Annotated in this window: 12 protein-coding genes and 1 tRNA gene; 8 read left to right on the top strand and 5 right to left on the bottom strand. The window is 74.6% G+C overall.

The window, feature by feature from the left end:
- Positions 1-138: 138 nt before the first annotated feature.
- The gene (locus AC2TEW_RS27205; RefSeq protein WP_484626002.1) at positions 139-741 is read right to left on the bottom strand and encodes a single-stranded DNA-binding protein; all 603 of its coding nucleotides are present in this window, start codon (positions 739-741) and stop codon (positions 139-141) included.
- 820 nt (positions 742-1,561) lie between these two features.
- Here AC2TEW_RS27205 and AC2TEW_RS27200 point away from each other — a divergent pair.
- Positions 1,562-1,634: transfer RNA gene (locus tag AC2TEW_RS27200), tRNA-Arg, on the top strand.
- A 35-nt stretch (positions 1,635-1,669) separates the two neighbouring features.
- On the opposite strand, the gene AC2TEW_RS27195 is transcribed toward AC2TEW_RS27200, so the two are convergent.
- On the bottom strand, positions 1,670-2,338 hold the full coding sequence (locus AC2TEW_RS27195; protein ID WP_484626001.1) for a TetR/AcrR family transcriptional regulator: 669 nt from the start codon (positions 2,336-2,338) through the stop codon (positions 1,670-1,672).
- A gap of 78 nt (positions 2,339-2,416) precedes the next feature.
- On the opposite strand from AC2TEW_RS27195, the gene AC2TEW_RS27190 reads away from it, so the two are divergent.
- The 3 genes from AC2TEW_RS27190 (at position 2,417) to AC2TEW_RS27180 (ending at position 4,778) form a co-directional block, all read left to right on the top strand.
- Positions 2,417-2,995 carry a GNAT family N-acetyltransferase gene (locus AC2TEW_RS27190; protein ID WP_484626000.1) on the top strand — a complete coding sequence of 193 codons (579 nt, stop codon included), beginning with the start codon at positions 2,417-2,419 and terminating at the stop codon, positions 2,993-2,995.
- Positions 2,996-3,310: 315 nt separating this feature from the next.
- On the top strand, positions 3,311-4,105 hold the full coding sequence (locus AC2TEW_RS27185; protein WP_484625999.1) for an enoyl-CoA hydratase/isomerase family protein: 795 nt from the start codon (positions 3,311-3,313) through the stop codon (positions 4,103-4,105).
- Positions 4,106-4,136: 31 nt separating this feature from the next.
- Positions 4,137-4,778 carry a phosphatase PAP2 family protein gene (locus AC2TEW_RS27180; RefSeq protein ID WP_484625998.1) on the top strand — a complete coding sequence of 214 codons (642 nt, stop codon included), beginning with the start codon at positions 4,137-4,139 and terminating at the stop codon, positions 4,776-4,778.
- Between the two features lie 202 nt (positions 4,779-4,980).
- Here AC2TEW_RS27180 and AC2TEW_RS27175 read toward each other — a convergent pair whose 3' ends face one another.
- Entirely contained in the window at positions 4,981-6,225 is a 1,245-nt protein-coding gene (locus AC2TEW_RS27175; RefSeq protein ID WP_484625997.1) for an acyl-CoA dehydrogenase family protein, read from the bottom strand.
- 255 nt (positions 6,226-6,480) lie between these two features.
- Between AC2TEW_RS27175 and AC2TEW_RS27170 the strand changes: the two genes are divergently transcribed.
- Complete coding sequence (locus AC2TEW_RS27170; protein WP_484625996.1) at positions 6,481-7,140, top strand: TetR family transcriptional regulator; 660 nt, start codon at positions 6,481-6,483, stop codon at positions 7,138-7,140.
- A gap of 123 nt (positions 7,141-7,263) precedes the next feature.
- Positions 7,264-8,754, top strand: coding sequence for a cellulase family glycosylhydrolase (locus AC2TEW_RS27165; RefSeq protein WP_484625995.1), 1,491 nt, complete (start codon positions 7,264-7,266; stop codon positions 8,752-8,754).
- Between the two features lie 49 nt (positions 8,755-8,803).
- Here the strand turns inward: AC2TEW_RS27165 and AC2TEW_RS27160 are convergent, their stop codons facing one another.
- Together AC2TEW_RS27160 and AC2TEW_RS27155 are read right to left on the bottom strand one after the other, a co-directional pair.
- Positions 8,804-10,828, bottom strand: coding sequence for a M3 family metallopeptidase (locus AC2TEW_RS27160; RefSeq protein WP_484625994.1), 2,025 nt, complete (start codon positions 10,826-10,828; stop codon positions 8,804-8,806).
- Positions 10,829-10,886: 58 nt separating this feature from the next.
- Positions 10,887-11,315, bottom strand: coding sequence for an ester cyclase (locus tag AC2TEW_RS27155; RefSeq protein WP_484625993.1), 429 nt, complete (start codon positions 11,313-11,315; stop codon positions 10,887-10,889).
- Between the two features lie 83 nt (positions 11,316-11,398).
- On the opposite strand from AC2TEW_RS27155, the gene AC2TEW_RS27150 reads away from it, so the two are divergent.
- Positions 11,399-12,115, top strand: coding sequence for a TetR/AcrR family transcriptional regulator C-terminal domain-containing protein (locus tag AC2TEW_RS27150; protein ID WP_484625992.1), 717 nt, complete (start codon positions 11,399-11,401; stop codon positions 12,113-12,115).
- Positions 12,116-12,303: 188 nt separating this feature from the next.
- Positions 12,304-14,028, top strand: a complete 1,725-nt coding sequence (locus tag AC2TEW_RS27145; protein ID WP_484625991.1) for a bifunctional 3'-5' exonuclease/DNA polymerase — start codon at positions 12,304-12,306, stop codon at positions 14,026-14,028.
- Positions 14,029-14,035: the final 7 nt, after the last annotated feature.

Genomic DNA, 14,035 nt, shown 5'->3' with positions numbered 1-14,035 from the left:
CGCTTCGACAGAATGTCACGGCGATTCCGGGAGTAGCCGAACTCTGCACTCGGCACCCCGCGAAGTGCCGGGATATCGATCAGTTTTGAACCTTAGTCGACAAGTACCCCCCTCGCCGACACAACTCCACCACCGGCCTCACCCGCCACCTCCACCGCCGGCCAACTCCCCCACCGAACCGCCCACATCGCCCACATCACCCACACGGGGCACTTCGGCCGTAGCGGACACATCGCCCGGATCGGCACCTCCACGCGCCCGCACCGCCTCGACGATCCAGCCCGGCACCGCCTCCTCCAGCGACGCCACGGCGGGCGGGAGTTCGGGCCGTCCGCCGCGGGCCGGCAGACCCGCCGAGGCCGCCACCAGCTCCGGCCTGGCCTGCACCGCCCGCCGGAACGCCGAGGTGCCACGGGACAGGTCGTGGCCGACCACCCGGGCGTCGATCTCGACCACCGCGCGCCGCCGCTCCTCGTCCTCCCACTCCCTGACCCGCAGCCGGCCACTGACCACCACCGGATCCCCCTTGCTCACCGAGCTGACCAGGTTGGTGGCCAGCCAGCGCCAGGCGACCACCGTCACCCAGCTGGTGTCGCCGTCCACCCAGTCGCCGCTGCCGCGGTCGAAGCGGCGCTCGGTGGCCGCCAGCCGGAAGTTGGCGACCGGCACGCCGGCGGCCGTCTGCGCGTAGCTGACCACCGAGGCAACGTTGCCGACCATGGTCACCAGGGTCTCGTTCACGGTCTCGCCCTCCCACTCTCCGGCCCGGCCGCCCACCGGCCGGCCCGTCCTCCATATGGCAGCCCCACCCGCTGACGGCCATTCAGCAACCCGCGGACAGTCGGCCCGGGACGCCTCCCGGGACACTGCCCGCCCACCGCGGCCGAGCGGATCCACCGGACGGCCGGGCCCGTACGGAATCCCCCGCGAGCATTCCCGGGACAATCCGCCGTGGATGAGAGTGCAATCCGCGGCAACCTTGCGCCAGGAGCATCCGAATTCCTGTGGAAAACTCCCGCCTGTGGATAACCCGAATACCTCGGCCGAGTGAATTCCCCCCTGAATTCAATTGACTCGGGAACTCTCGACCTACGCGGACATGACAACGAATCACGCAAACCGCACATCCCGCCAGGACCCGAACGAGTGGCCGGGCGGGCGTCCAGGGCATGTCATCCGACCGAAGTAACCCAAATCCGGCCCCCACCCGACATGACCGCCGGGTATTCTCCGCACCGAATCCATAACGGGTGGGGAGGCAGCCCCGTAACGACTGCACAACGTCCGGCTCCAGGGCCCCCCAGGGCGCTGCACGTCCGGCTGCTACCTGCGATTATCGGACGGCTCCACCAAGGCCGACACACCCGACCCGACACCTGAACGCCCGGTGGAGGATCCCGACACCCGTATCCTGTCCCGGAACATCCAGCCCCCGGCCAGGGGTCGGGTGACGCCCGCCCGCCGGGCACCCGAGAGACCTGCTCGCGGCCGCCACAATGCGTCCTCGGTCCCTCACTCAGCGCAGTCGACGACCGGTTTTCCCGGCCCGTCACCCCGCCCGGCCCCCATAGCTCAGCGGATAGAGCACCCGCCTTCTAAGCGGTAGGTCGCAGGTTCGAATCCTGCTGGGGGCACCTCGCCTGCACAGAACCGCCGGAATCGCCCGGCGCTATCGCCCGCCGCCGCTATCACGCACGGCGGCCGGCCCATCCGCCGCAGGGGTCCCACCCGGCCGGGCCGGCGCCGCCGCGAGGCCGTCCAGATAGAGGTCCACCAGCTCGACCTGCCGCCGCGCCGGGTACTCCTGCGGCGCGAACAGCGCCTGCACCACCAGCCCGAGGACGAAGCTCTGCGCGGCCGCCGCCACCTCCTGCGGCGCCCGCCCCGGCGGCAGTTCACCGAGCCGCCGGGCGTCCGCGACGTGCTCCGCCATCACCCGCCGGGCCCGCCGGTAGCGTTCCGCGTGCTCGGCCGCCAGCTCGGGGTCGGACAGCGCCACGTCCCAGGAGCCCACCCAGATCCGGTTGTCCGCGGCGCTCTGCGCGGAGAGCGGCAGGATGTCGAGCAGGACGGCCCGCAGCATCGCCAGTCCCGCGCCGGCCCGTTCGGCGGCCGGCCGCGGCCGGTCGGCGGAGCGGCGGTCCAGCACCTCCAGTGCGTGCCGGACCAAGGCCCGCTTGTTGGGGAAGTAGTGGGTGAGCAGGCCGGTGGAGGCCCCCATCTCGGCGGCCACCGCCCGCAGGGTCAGAGCGCCGAAGCCGCCCTCGGCGAGCACCCGCCAGACCGCCTCCGAGACGTCGGCCCGGCGGGCTTCGTGGTCTCCACGCGCTGGCGTCATGCCGGACATGCTACCTACCAAACGTTTGTTATGTACGCTGGCAGCGCTCTCGATCCCCCTGTCCGGCCGGAGGCCGCCGTGTACGCCGTACCGCTCACCGAGGACGCCGAGCTCCGCCCGCTGGAGCCCTGGCAGGCCGCCGAGTTCCTCGACCACATCGACCGGGCCCGCGTCATCGTGGACCCCTGGATCCCCTGGGCCGCGCGCTCGACCGACCTCGACTCGGCCCGCGCCACCCTCCAGTCCTACGCGGACCGGCAGGCCTCCGACAGCGGCCGGATCCACGGCATCTGGCTGGCCGGGACGCTGGTCGGCGGCGTGATGTTCCCGCGCTTCGACGCCACCACCGGCAACTGCGAGATCGGGGTCTGGGCCGAACCGGCCGGTCAGGGGCGCGGCCTGATCGGCGCGGCCGTCCGGCACCTGATCGACTACGCGCTGGTCGAGCGCGGCATGCACCGGGTCGAGTGGTGGGCCGCCAGCGGCAACACCCGCAGCCGCGCGGTGGCCGAGCGGATGGGGATGCGGCTCGAGGGCGTGCTGCGGGAGTACTCGCTGCACAACGGCGTCCGCCAGGACTACGAGATCTGGTCGCTGCTGGCCCACGAGTGGCGCCGGCCGGCCGAGGACGCCGGCTCGCCCGACCCGACCGGCTGAGGCCGACACCTGCCCCCGCCGACCGGCAGTCGCCCGACGGTCAGCCGTCCCGGCCTGCGGTCACGGCCAGCGGTCACGGCCGACAGTCGCGGCCGACGGTCAGCGGCCACCGGTCACGGTCAGCGGTCAGGAGCCGGCGGTCAGGAGCCGGCGGTTGGCGCAGATCACAGGGATCGCCGTGGTCCGGGGCGAGCCCGCTGTGCGAGGGTGATCCGCGGGTGGCGGGCCGCCCACGCCCCGGCGAGCACCCCAGCACCCCCAGTACCCCTGCACCTCAGCACCCCTGCACCTCAGCACCCCAGCACCCCAGCCCCCATGGAGGCAGTGATGGTCGAGCCGGTCGACACCGGAGTGGAGGGCCTGCGCGCCGAGGTGGACGGCGCCGTCGCCACCCTGGTGCTGGACCGCCCGGAGCGCCGCAACGCCGTCACCCTGGCGATGTGGCGGGCGATTCCGCGGGTCCTGGACCGGCTGGCCGCCCACCCGGGGGTCCGCGCGCTGCTGCTCACCGGTGCGGCCGGGACGTTCTCGGCCGGTGCCGACATCACCGAACTCGCCTCGGTGTACGGGGATCCGGACCGGGCCGACGCCTACCACGCCGACAACGTCGCGGCCGAGGACGCGCTGGCGGCCTTCCCGCACCCCACCATCGCGGTGGTGCACGGCGCCTGTGTGGGCGGCGGCTGCCAGCTGGCGGTCGCCTGCGATCTGCGGCTGGCGGCCGAGGACGCCCGGTTCGGCATCACCCCGGCCAAGCTGGGCGTGGTCTACCCGGCCGGGCCGACCGTCCGGCTGGCCCGGCTGGTCGGGCCGGCCCGTGCCAAGTACCTGCTGTTCTCGGGGGAGTTGGTGCCGGCCGGGCGGGCGGAGCGGTACGGGCTGGTCGAGGAGGTCCACCCGGCAGCCGAACTGGACTCCCGCGCAAGGGAGTTCGCCGCTCTGCTGAGCCGGCGTTCGCCGCAGACGATCGGCGCGGTGAAGGCCGCGCTGGCGGTCCCGGCCGAGCTCGCCGGGGAGGCGGTGGCGCCGTGGGAGCGCAAGTCCCGGCTGGCGCCGGACGTCCGGGAGGGACTGGCCGCTTTCCTGGAACGGCGTGCGCCACAATTCTGAGCGACACTCCCGTCTCACAGAACGGCTCCCGATGGACACCGCGACCCAGGCCGGCACCGGCACCCCGTCCGAGGTTCCCGAGGAGGCCCCCGCGGCCTCCGGGGCACAGCGCTGGGCCCGGCGGATCACCGACGGCGTGGAGCCGAAGAACGTCATCATCGCGGTGCTGCCGCTGATCGGGGTGGTCCGGTACGGCCTGGCCGGTCTCGGCTGGGCGGCCTTCGCCGCGCTGTTCGCCGCCGTGCTGCCGACCTGGTTCATCCGGCGCGGGATGCGCGCCGGCCGGATCGAGGACCGGCACGTCGGGCGGCGGCAACGCCGCCTGGTGGTGCTGCCGTTCGTGATGCTGTCGGTGCTCACCAGCCTGGTGACGATGGTCCTGGTGGATGCACCGGCCGATCTGACGGCGATGGTGCTGGCGATGTTCGCCTCGCTGGTGCCGCTGCTGGCGGTCACCGTGTGGTGGAAGATCTCGGTGCACACCGCGGTGACCAGCGGCGCGATCATCTGCGTGGCGCTGGCCCTGGGCCCCTGGTGGCTGCTGGTGTACCCCCTGGTCGGAGCGGTCGGGTGGTCGCGGGTGGTGCTGCGGGACCACACCCTCGCGCAGACCCTGGCGGGCACCGTGGTCGGGGGGCTGACGGCCGGCCTCACCTTCTGGGCCGCCCGCTGACCGGCCTTCCGGCCGCCCGCCCACCCGACCACCGGCCGTACGGCGGCCGACGATCCAGCCACCGGCCGTACGGCGGCCGACGATCCGACCGCCGGCCGTACGGCCACCGCCCGCCCGGCGGCCCACCAACCGCCGGGCGGCCGACCGGCCGTACGGGCGCCGCGCAGCACGGCGCCGCGGGTACGGCCGCCCCGGCGGGCCGTCAGCGGATCGGCTGCCCGGAGATCGCGCGGGCGATGACCAGCCGCTGGATCTCGCTGGTCCCCTCGAAGACGGTGTAGATCGCGCTGTCGCGGTGCATCCGCTCGACCGGGTACTCCCGGGTGAAGCCGTTCCCGCCGAGGATCTGCATCGCCTGGGTGGTCACCCACTTCGCGGTCTCGCCGGCGTAGAGCTTGGACATCGAGCCCTCGGCGGCGGTGAACGGCTGGTTGTTGGCCGCCATCCAGGAGGCCCGCCAGACCAGCAGTCGGGCGGCGTCGATCCGGGTGCGCATGTCGGCGAGCTGGAAGGCGACACCCTGGTTGTCGATGATCGGGCGGCCGAACTGGACCCGGGTGCCGGCGTAGTCGAGCGCCACCTCGTAGGCGGCCCGGGCGATGCCGATGGCCTGGGCGCCGACGGCCGGCCGGGAGGCCTCGAAGGTGGCCATCGCCGCGTTCTTCCCGGCCGCGCCGGTCCCGCGCGCCGAGGCCGCGCCGGCGGCCCGTTCGCGGGCCCGGGCGAGGCGCTCGTCGAGCTTCTCCTTGCCGCCGAGCAGGCAGTGGCCGGGGATCCTGACGTCGTCGAGGACGACCTCGGCGGTGTGCGAGGCGCGGATGCCGTGCTTCTTGAACTTCTGGCCCTGGGAGAGTCCGGGGGTGCCGGGCGGGACGATGAACGAGGCCTGGCCGCGCGCCCCGAGGGCCGGGTCGACGGTCGCGACGATGACGTGCACGTCGGCGATGCCGCCGTTGGTGGCCCAGGTCTTGGTGCCGGTCAGCACCCACTCGTCGGTGGCCTCCTGGTACACCGCGCGGGTGCGCAGGGCGGAGACGTCGGAGCCGGCGTCCGGCTCGGAGGAGCAGAAGGCGGCCAGCTTGACGTCGTCGGGGGTGCCGAACATCTGCGGGGCCCAGGTGCCGATCTGCTCGTCGGTGCCGTTGGCGAGCACGGCGACGGCGGCGAGGGTGGTGCCGACGATGGCGAGGCCGAGACCGGCGTCGCCCCAGAACAGCTCCTCCATCGCGATCGGGATGCCGACGCCGGACGGGTCGAAGTACTGCTGGGCGTAGAAGTCCAGCGAGTAGATCCCGATCTTGGCGGCCTCCTGGATGATCGGCCAGGGGGTCTCCTCGCGCTCGTCCCACTCGGCTGCGGCCGGCCGCATCACGTCGGCGGCGAAGCCGTGCAGCCAGTCCCGGACGGCCAGCTGGTCCGGGCCCGGGTCGAGGGAGAAGGTGCTCATGGTGCCTCCGGTCAACGGGTTCGCGCACGGTGTGTCAGCGGCGCGGCGGCGAGGGTCGGGTCGGGGTGCGGGGCCGGGCCGTCGGCCGGACGGGTCCCCGGGCCCGGCGTCGGCAGGGCGCCGTCCGGGCCCACGCCATCGGCGTGTTACCCGGGGTAACATGACGGGAGTCTGCTACTGATTGGTAACGCCTGTCAACGCCCGTGGACGCCGGCCGGCGCCCGCCCCGCCCCCTCGACCGCAGGAGTCAGCGCCGTGCCGACGCCCCCCGCCCAGCCCGCCGGAGAGCTCCGCCGCGAGCAGTTGCTCAACGCGGCCGACCGGGTCGTCCAGCGCGAGGGCCCCGGCGCGAGCATGAACGCGATCGCGGCCGAGGCGGGCATCACCAAGCCGATCCTGTACCGGCACTTCGGCGACCGGAACGGCCTGATCACCGCACTGACCGAGCGTCACACCAGCGGTCTGCTGGCCGCGGTGCGCGCCGCGCTGAACGAGCCGCTGGAGCGCCGGGACCGGGTGGAGCACGTGCTCGACACCTACCTGGCCGCGATCGAGTCCCGCCCGCAGGTCTACCGGCTGCTGACCCACCCGGAGGCCGGCGACCCCACCGGTGCGGGCCGGGCGCTGGCACCGGCCCTGCGGCAGATCGCCGAGGAGATCACCCGGGCCGTGCAGACCCAGGTCGACCTCGGCGCCGACGGCCCGCTGCTCTCCGAGGTCTGGGGCCGGGCCGTCACCGGGATGGTGCTGGCGGCGGGTGACTGGTGGCTGGAGCAGCGGCCCTGCCCCCGGGCCCGGATGGTGCAGGCCCTGGCCGACCTGCTGTGGGGCCGGCTGGCGGCGGCCGCCGACCTGCCCCTGCAGGCCGTCCTCACGCCGCCGCAGCCCGGGCCGGCGGCCGCGCCGGAGGAGTGACCCGCCCGCCACCAGCGGAGATCAACTGAACATGAGTCATGCTCACCTCTTGTGCGGGGCAGGGCGGTGGGGCAGGATCGGCGCGCACCGCCACCATCCCTGCGCCCCCGCCCGAGGTGACCCGTGCGCGTCCGCCGTCTCGCCGCCGCCCTGTCGCTGGCCATCGCGGCCCTGCTGACCACAACCGCCACCACGGCCACGGCCACCGCCGCCACCGCCGCCTCGGCGGGGAGCCCGGCCGCCGTCCGCGCCGCGTTCCCCACCGGGACCGTCACCGACTCCGGCGGCCGCACCCTGTTCACCGACGACCGCGGCCGGGTGCTCCAGCTGCGCGGCTTCAACATCGACAAGTACGGCGAGACCACCGAGGACGACCTGCGCTCGATCGCCGCGCACGGCTTCACCCTGGTCCGGGTGGCGGTCTCCTGGACCAGACTGGAACCGGAACGGGGCCGCTACGACCGGGCCGAGCTGGCGAAGCTGCACCGGCTGCTCGACCGGGCCGAGCACTACGGACTGCTGGCCGTCGTCGACTTCCACCAGGACGTCTACGGGCCGAAGTTCGGCGGCGGCGACCGCGGCGTCCCGCTCTGGGCCACCCGGGACGACGGGCTGCCCTTCGTCGAGGACCCCGACGACTGGTTCGCCGGCTACTTCCAGCCCGCCGTGCAGGCCGCCTTCCGGCACCTGTACGACGACGCCGACCTGCGGCGGCTGCAGGGCGAGTTCTACACCCGGATCGCCACCGAACTGCGGGGCCACCGCTCCCTGCTGGGGTACGACCTGTTCAACGAGCCGTTCGGGCCGGTCGACGGGGACCCCACCGACCCGGCCGTGCTGGCGGCCTCCGCCGCCGAGCTGGAGCAGGGCCGGCTGCCCGCGATGTACCAGCGGCTGATCGCCGCGATCCGCCGGGCGGACACCCGCTCGTGGCTGTTCGTGGAGCCGACAGTGCTGGTCGGCCAAGGCGTGCCGACCCGGCTGCCGGCCCTCGCGGACCCGCGTCCGGGACCGGACCGGCTGGGCTACGCACCGCACTTCTACGACACCGCGGTCGAGGGCGGCCACGACTGGGACCCGGCCGGCGGCTTCATCGAGAACTACACCGCCGCGATCACCGGCTACCCGGCGGCCCACCGGCTGCCGGTGCTGGTCGGCGAGTGGGGCCCGCCGGACGCCCGGACGCCGGGCAATGCCGAGCTGGTGCGCCGCCAGGTCGCCGCGATGTCGGGCTTCGCCGCGGGCTGGACGATGTGGTACTGGTGCCGGGGTTCGGGCGGGTACTGCGCCCTGGGGCCGGACGGGCGCCCGGCCCCCGGCGAGGAGCCCGCGTTCGGCCCGTACCCGGCCGCGCTGGCCGGGCGGCCGGTGGCCGAGCGGGCGGACGGTGCGGTGTGGACGCTGACCTTCACCTCGGGCCGGGGCGGCGGGGTGAGCGAGCTGGTGCTGCCGCGCACCGGGTACCCCCGGGGGGTGCGGGTCACGGTCGGCGGGGTCCGGGCGGCGGTGGTGGACGTCCGGCAGCCCGACGGGGACCGGGCCGGGGTGGCCCGGATCCGGCTGCCCGCCGCCCCGGCGGGGGCGACCGTCACGGTGACGGTCGCCCCGCGCTGAGGGCCGCCGGCGAGGCCGGCGGCCAGGAGCGGCCGGCGGCGGCCAGGGTTCAGAGCAGTCCGCGGCGGGCCAGCAGCGGCGTGGTGTCGGGCTCGCGGCCGACCACGGCCCGGAAGCACTCGAGCGCGTCGCGGCTGCCGCCCCGGGAGAGCAGCTCGGCCCGGAACACCTCGCCGCTGTCGCGCACGCTGCGGCCGTTGCTGCGGAACCACTCGACGGTGTCGGCGTCGAGCACCTCGGACCACAGGTAGGCGTAGTAGCCGGCGCTGTAGCCGTCCGAGAAGGAGTGGCTGAAGTAGGTGGTGCGGTAGCGCGGCGGGATGCCGGGCACGTCCAGGCCGGCCTTGGCCAGCGCGGCGGCCTCGAACTCCTCGGCGTCGGCGATCTCCACCCCGGCGGGCACGGTGTGCCAGGCCAGGTCGAGCACGGCCGCCGCGAGGTACTCGACGGTGCGGAAGCCCTGGCCGAAGGTCCCGGCGGCCTCCAGCCGCTCCACCAGCTCGGCGGGCAGCGGCTCGCCGGTGCGGTGGTGCCGGGCGTAGTTGGCCAGCACCTCGGGCCAGGTCATCCACACCTCGTTGACCTGCGAGGGGAACTCGACGAAGTCGCGCGGCACCTCGGTGCCGGAGAACAGCGGGTAGCGGACCGCCGAGAACAGGCCGTGCAGCGCGTGCCCGAACTCGTGGAACAGCGTGCGCACCTCGTCCCAGCTGAGCAGCGCGGGCTCGCCGGGCGCGGGCTTGGCGATGTTGAGGTTGTTGACCACCACCGGGCGCTTGCCCAGCAGCTCCGACTGCTGGACCAGTTCGTTCATCCAGGCGCCGCCGCGCTTGGTGTCGCGGGCGTGGAAGTCGGCGAGGAACAGGCCGAGCGGGGTGCCGTCCGCCTCGAAGACCTCGAAGGTCCGGGCGTCGGGGTGGTACGCCGTCAGGTCGGTGCGCTCGGTGAAGGTCAGGCCGTAGGCGAGCTCGGCGGCGAAGAACACACCGTCGTGCAGCACCCGCTCCAGCTCCAGGTACGGGCGCAGCGCCGAGGCGTCCAGCCGGTAGGTGGACTGCTGGACCTTCTCGGCGTAGTAGGCCCAGTCGTGCGCGCCGAGGTCGGTGATCCCGTCGGCCGCGGCGGCCGCGGCGAGTTCGGCCCGCTCGCGCTCGGCGTTGGCGACGGCGGGCGCCACCACCCGGGCGAGCAGCGCCTCGACGGCGGCCACCGTGCCGGCCGTCTCGTCGGCGATCACGTGGTCGGCGAAGGTCGGGTGGCCGAGCAGGGCGGCGCGCTCGGCCCGCAGGCCGGCCAGCCGGATCGCCAGCGGGCCGTTGGTGTCGGCGGCCCGGCCGAGGGCCGCGGCCAGCAGCCGTTCGCGCAGCGCGCGGTCGGTGAGCTGGGCGAGCTCGGGCTGGTTGGTGAAGTTCTTCAGGCTGAGCACGTACCGGCCGTCCAGGCCGAGCGCGCGGCCGTTCTCGGCGGCCGCGGCGACGGCGTCCTCGGACAGGCCCGCCAGGTCCTCGGCCCGGTCCAGCACGATCGCCCGCTCCTTGTCGGCGGCGCGCAGGTTCTTGCGGAAGGCGGCCGCGCCGGAGGCGAGTTCGGTGTTGATCTCGCGCAGCCGCCGCTGCTCGTCCGGGCCGAGCCGGGCGCCGGCCCGGACCAGCCGGGTGTGGTGGCGCTCCAGCAGCCGCAGCGACTGGGCGTCGAGCCCGAGCGTCTCCCGCTGCCGGTGGAGGGTGTCGAGCCGGGCGAACAGGGCCTGGTCGAGCTGGATCGCGTCGTCGTGTGCGGCCAGCCGGGGGCTGATCTCGGCGTCCAGCTCCTGCACGGCGGCGGTGGCGTCGGAGCCGGACTGGTTGAAGAAGACCAGCACGACCCGGCGCAGCAGCGCGCCGGAGCGCTCCAGCGCCACCACGGTGTTCTCGAAGTCGGCCGGCCGCGGATCGGCGGTGATCGCCGCGATCTCGGCGAGCTGGTCGGCCATGCCGCGCTCGAAGGCGGGCGCGTAGTGCTCTTCCCGGATCTCGGCGAAGGGCGGCAGTTCGTAGTCCAGGGTGCTGGGCTCGAAGAAGGGGTTGAGACTCATTCGACCGACCCTACGCGGTGGTGTCCGCACTGCCTACCGTCGATTTTCCGATACCCCGTCAGTCGACGGCGGGCCAGTCCCAGCCGAGTTGGAGGAAGAGGCCGAGGCGGTCGGAGACGCCCCGGATCTCGCTGATCCGGCCGTCCCGCACGGTGAACTCGAAGATCGCCTCGTTGCGGAAGGAGCGGCCGGTCGGCCTCGGCATCCGCGGGTGCGCGCCGGAGCTGACACCGCTCTGGGTGATCCGGGCGACCACCGTGTCGCCCTCGGCGGTCAGCCGGTCGATCTCGGCCCGGTACGGCGCGAGCGCCGTCAGCTGGGTCTCGATCGCGGCGAAGGCGGCGCCCGGCTCGTCCGGCTCACCGTGGATGATCTTGTTGTGGTCGATCACGTCGGCCGCCAGGTAGTCCCCGAGATCGTCGATCCGGTACTCGTTCACCGCCGTGAAGAAACCGGCGACCACCCGCTTGTTCTGCTCGGTACCCATCGTTCCACGCTCTTTCTTACAGTGTAAGAGTGCCGTCGCGCAGTACTGTGCTCTTACGCCGTAAGAAAGTCAAGGGGACCACCATGGCAGCGACCGCCAGGCGCGCCGGGCTCGACCGCACCAAGGTGCTCCGGGCCGCGCTCGAACTCGCCGACCGCGAAGGCGTCGAGCGGCTCTCGATGCGCCGGCTCGGCACCGAACTCGGCGTCGAGGCCATGACGCTCTACCACTACGTCCCCAACAAGAGCGCCCTGCTGGACGGCCTGGTCGAACTGGTGGTCGCCGCGGTCCGGCCCGGACTCCCGGCCGGTGCCGACGACCCCGCCGAGAGCCCCACCGCCGACGACCACCCCGCCACCTACGACCCGGCCGCCTACGACCCCGCCGCCGACCCCGCGCACTGGCCCGCCCGACTGCGCGCCTTCGCGGTCGCGTTCCGCGCCGAACTGCTGCGCCACCCCGGGGTGATCCCACTGGTCGCCACCCGGCCGGTCGGCTCCCCCGACGCCCTGCGGGCGGTCGAGCAGACCGCCGCCGCACTCGGCCGGGCCGGCCTGGCCCCGCTCCTCACGCTGCGGATCGTCAACGCCGTCGCCACCTTCGTGATCGGCCACTGCCTCGCCGAGGCCGCCACCACCCCCGGCCACCCCGAGGAGCCCGCGCCCGCCCCCGACCTGACCGGCTTCCCCACCCTGGCCGCCGCCGTCGCCGACGGCCTCGGCACCCCGGCCGACCACCAGGCCCGCTTCGACCTCGCCCTGGGCGCCCTGATCGCGGGCCTCGCCGCGACCGCCCGCTGAGCGGACCGCGACCGGCGGGCCGACCACGACCGACCGGCCGCCCGACCACGACCGACCACGACCGACCGACCGAACCGCCCGCCCGAACCGCCCGAACCGGGCCTGCCCGCCACTGTCCGACCCACCCGCTACCGTCGGACCCGCCCCGCGGACCACCCGCACCCCGCCCACGAGAGGAGGCAACGCCGATGGCCACCCCCGCCACCCCCGCCGCACCACCACCCAGCGCACCCCGCTACGCCCTCGCACCCGACCCGCACGGCCCCGGCGGCCGCCTGCAGCCACTCGACGACACCGGCACCCCGCTCGGCCCGCCGGTCCACCACCCCGCCCTCGCCACCGCCGTGGCCGCGGTCGAGGCCACCGGGCAGCCCCGCTGGGTCTGGGCCGCCGCCGACAGCGGCTACACCCCGCTGCTGCCGCTGCGCCTCGCCCGCTGCCACGACCTTCGGCTCACCGAGGCCCTGCTGCTCGGCCACGAAGGCCACTGGGGCGCGCCCCGCTCGCTCGGCGCCGCCTGGGCCAGGCTGAACCGCCGGCCCGTCCCCGCCGACCTCCCCGAGGCCGCCGTCGACGACCAGGACAGCCTGTTCGCCCCCGACCGCCTCCAACTCCCCCCGGGCACCGACCAGCTGGCCGCCGTGGTGGCCGTCCACGCCGAGCAGCAGCGCCGGATCGCCGCCATCGCCGACCCCGCCGCCCGCGCCCGCTTCCGGCTGCTGACCGCCGCCGAATCCGCCGGCGCCCTGCTGGCCGCCGAGATGGCGTACGACGGCCTGCCCTGGCGCGCCGACGTCCACGACCTGCTGCTCACCGACCTGCTCGGCCCGCGTCCGGCCATCCCCGGCACCCCGCCCAAACGGCTGGCCGAACTCACCGTCGAACTCCAGCACGCCCTCGGCGCCCGCCCGTTCAACCCCGACTCGCACACCCAGGTCCTGCGCGCCTTCGCCGACCAGGGCATCCAGCTGAGCTCCACCCGCAGCTGGGAGCTGCGCTCGGTGGACCACCCCGCGGCGGCCCTGATGATCCGCTACAAGGAGCTCTCCCGGCTGCACGCCGCCCACGGCTGGGCCTGGCAGGACACCTGGGCGCGCGGCGGCCGGTTCCGGCCCGAGTACGTGGTCGGCGGCGTGGTCTCGGGACGCTGGGCCAGCCGCGGCGGCGGCGCGCTGCAGATCCCGCGGGTGCTGCGCGGCGCCGTGGTCGCCGACCCCGGCTGGGCCCTGGTCGTCGCCGACGCCGCCCAGCTCGAACCGCGGGTGCTCGCCGCACTCTCCCAGGACGCCGGTCTCGCCCGCAGCGCCGCCGGCGGCGACCTGTACCAGGCGCTCGCCGCCACCGCCTTCCAGGGCGACCGGGAGAAGGCCAAACTCGGCCTGCTCGGCGCCATGTACGGCCAGACCAGCGGCGACATCGGCCCGCTGCTGGCCACCCTGCGCCGCCGCTACCCGGCCGCAATGGGGTACGTCGAGGCCGCCGCCCGCACCGGCGAGGACGGCGGCGTCGTGCACTCCAGGCTCGGCCGCGCCTGCCCGCCGCCGTCCGCGGCCTGGCTCGACCTCACCGAGGCGCCCGAGACGGCGGCCGACACCGGGGGCCGCTCGGCCCGCGCCCGCGGCCGCTTCACCCGCAACTTCGTCATCCAGGCCAGCGGCGCCGACTGGGCGCTGGCCCTGCTGGCATCGCTACGCCGCCGGCTGACCGCGCTGAGCAGCGGCGAGGACCGCCCGCACCTGGTGTTCTTCCAGCACGACGAGGTCATGGTGCACACCCCGCTCGACCTCGCGGACCAGGTCGCGGCGGCGGTCGGCGAGGCCGGCGAGGAGGCCCGGGTGCTGGTGTTCGGCGACACCCCGGTCCGCTTCCCGCTCAGCACCGCCGTGGTCGAGCGCTACGCCGACGCCAAGTAGCCGGTCC

The organism is Kitasatospora sp. NEAU-CNBT7 (assembly GCF_057220535.1).
This window is presented reverse-complemented; position numbering and strand designations above follow the sequence as displayed.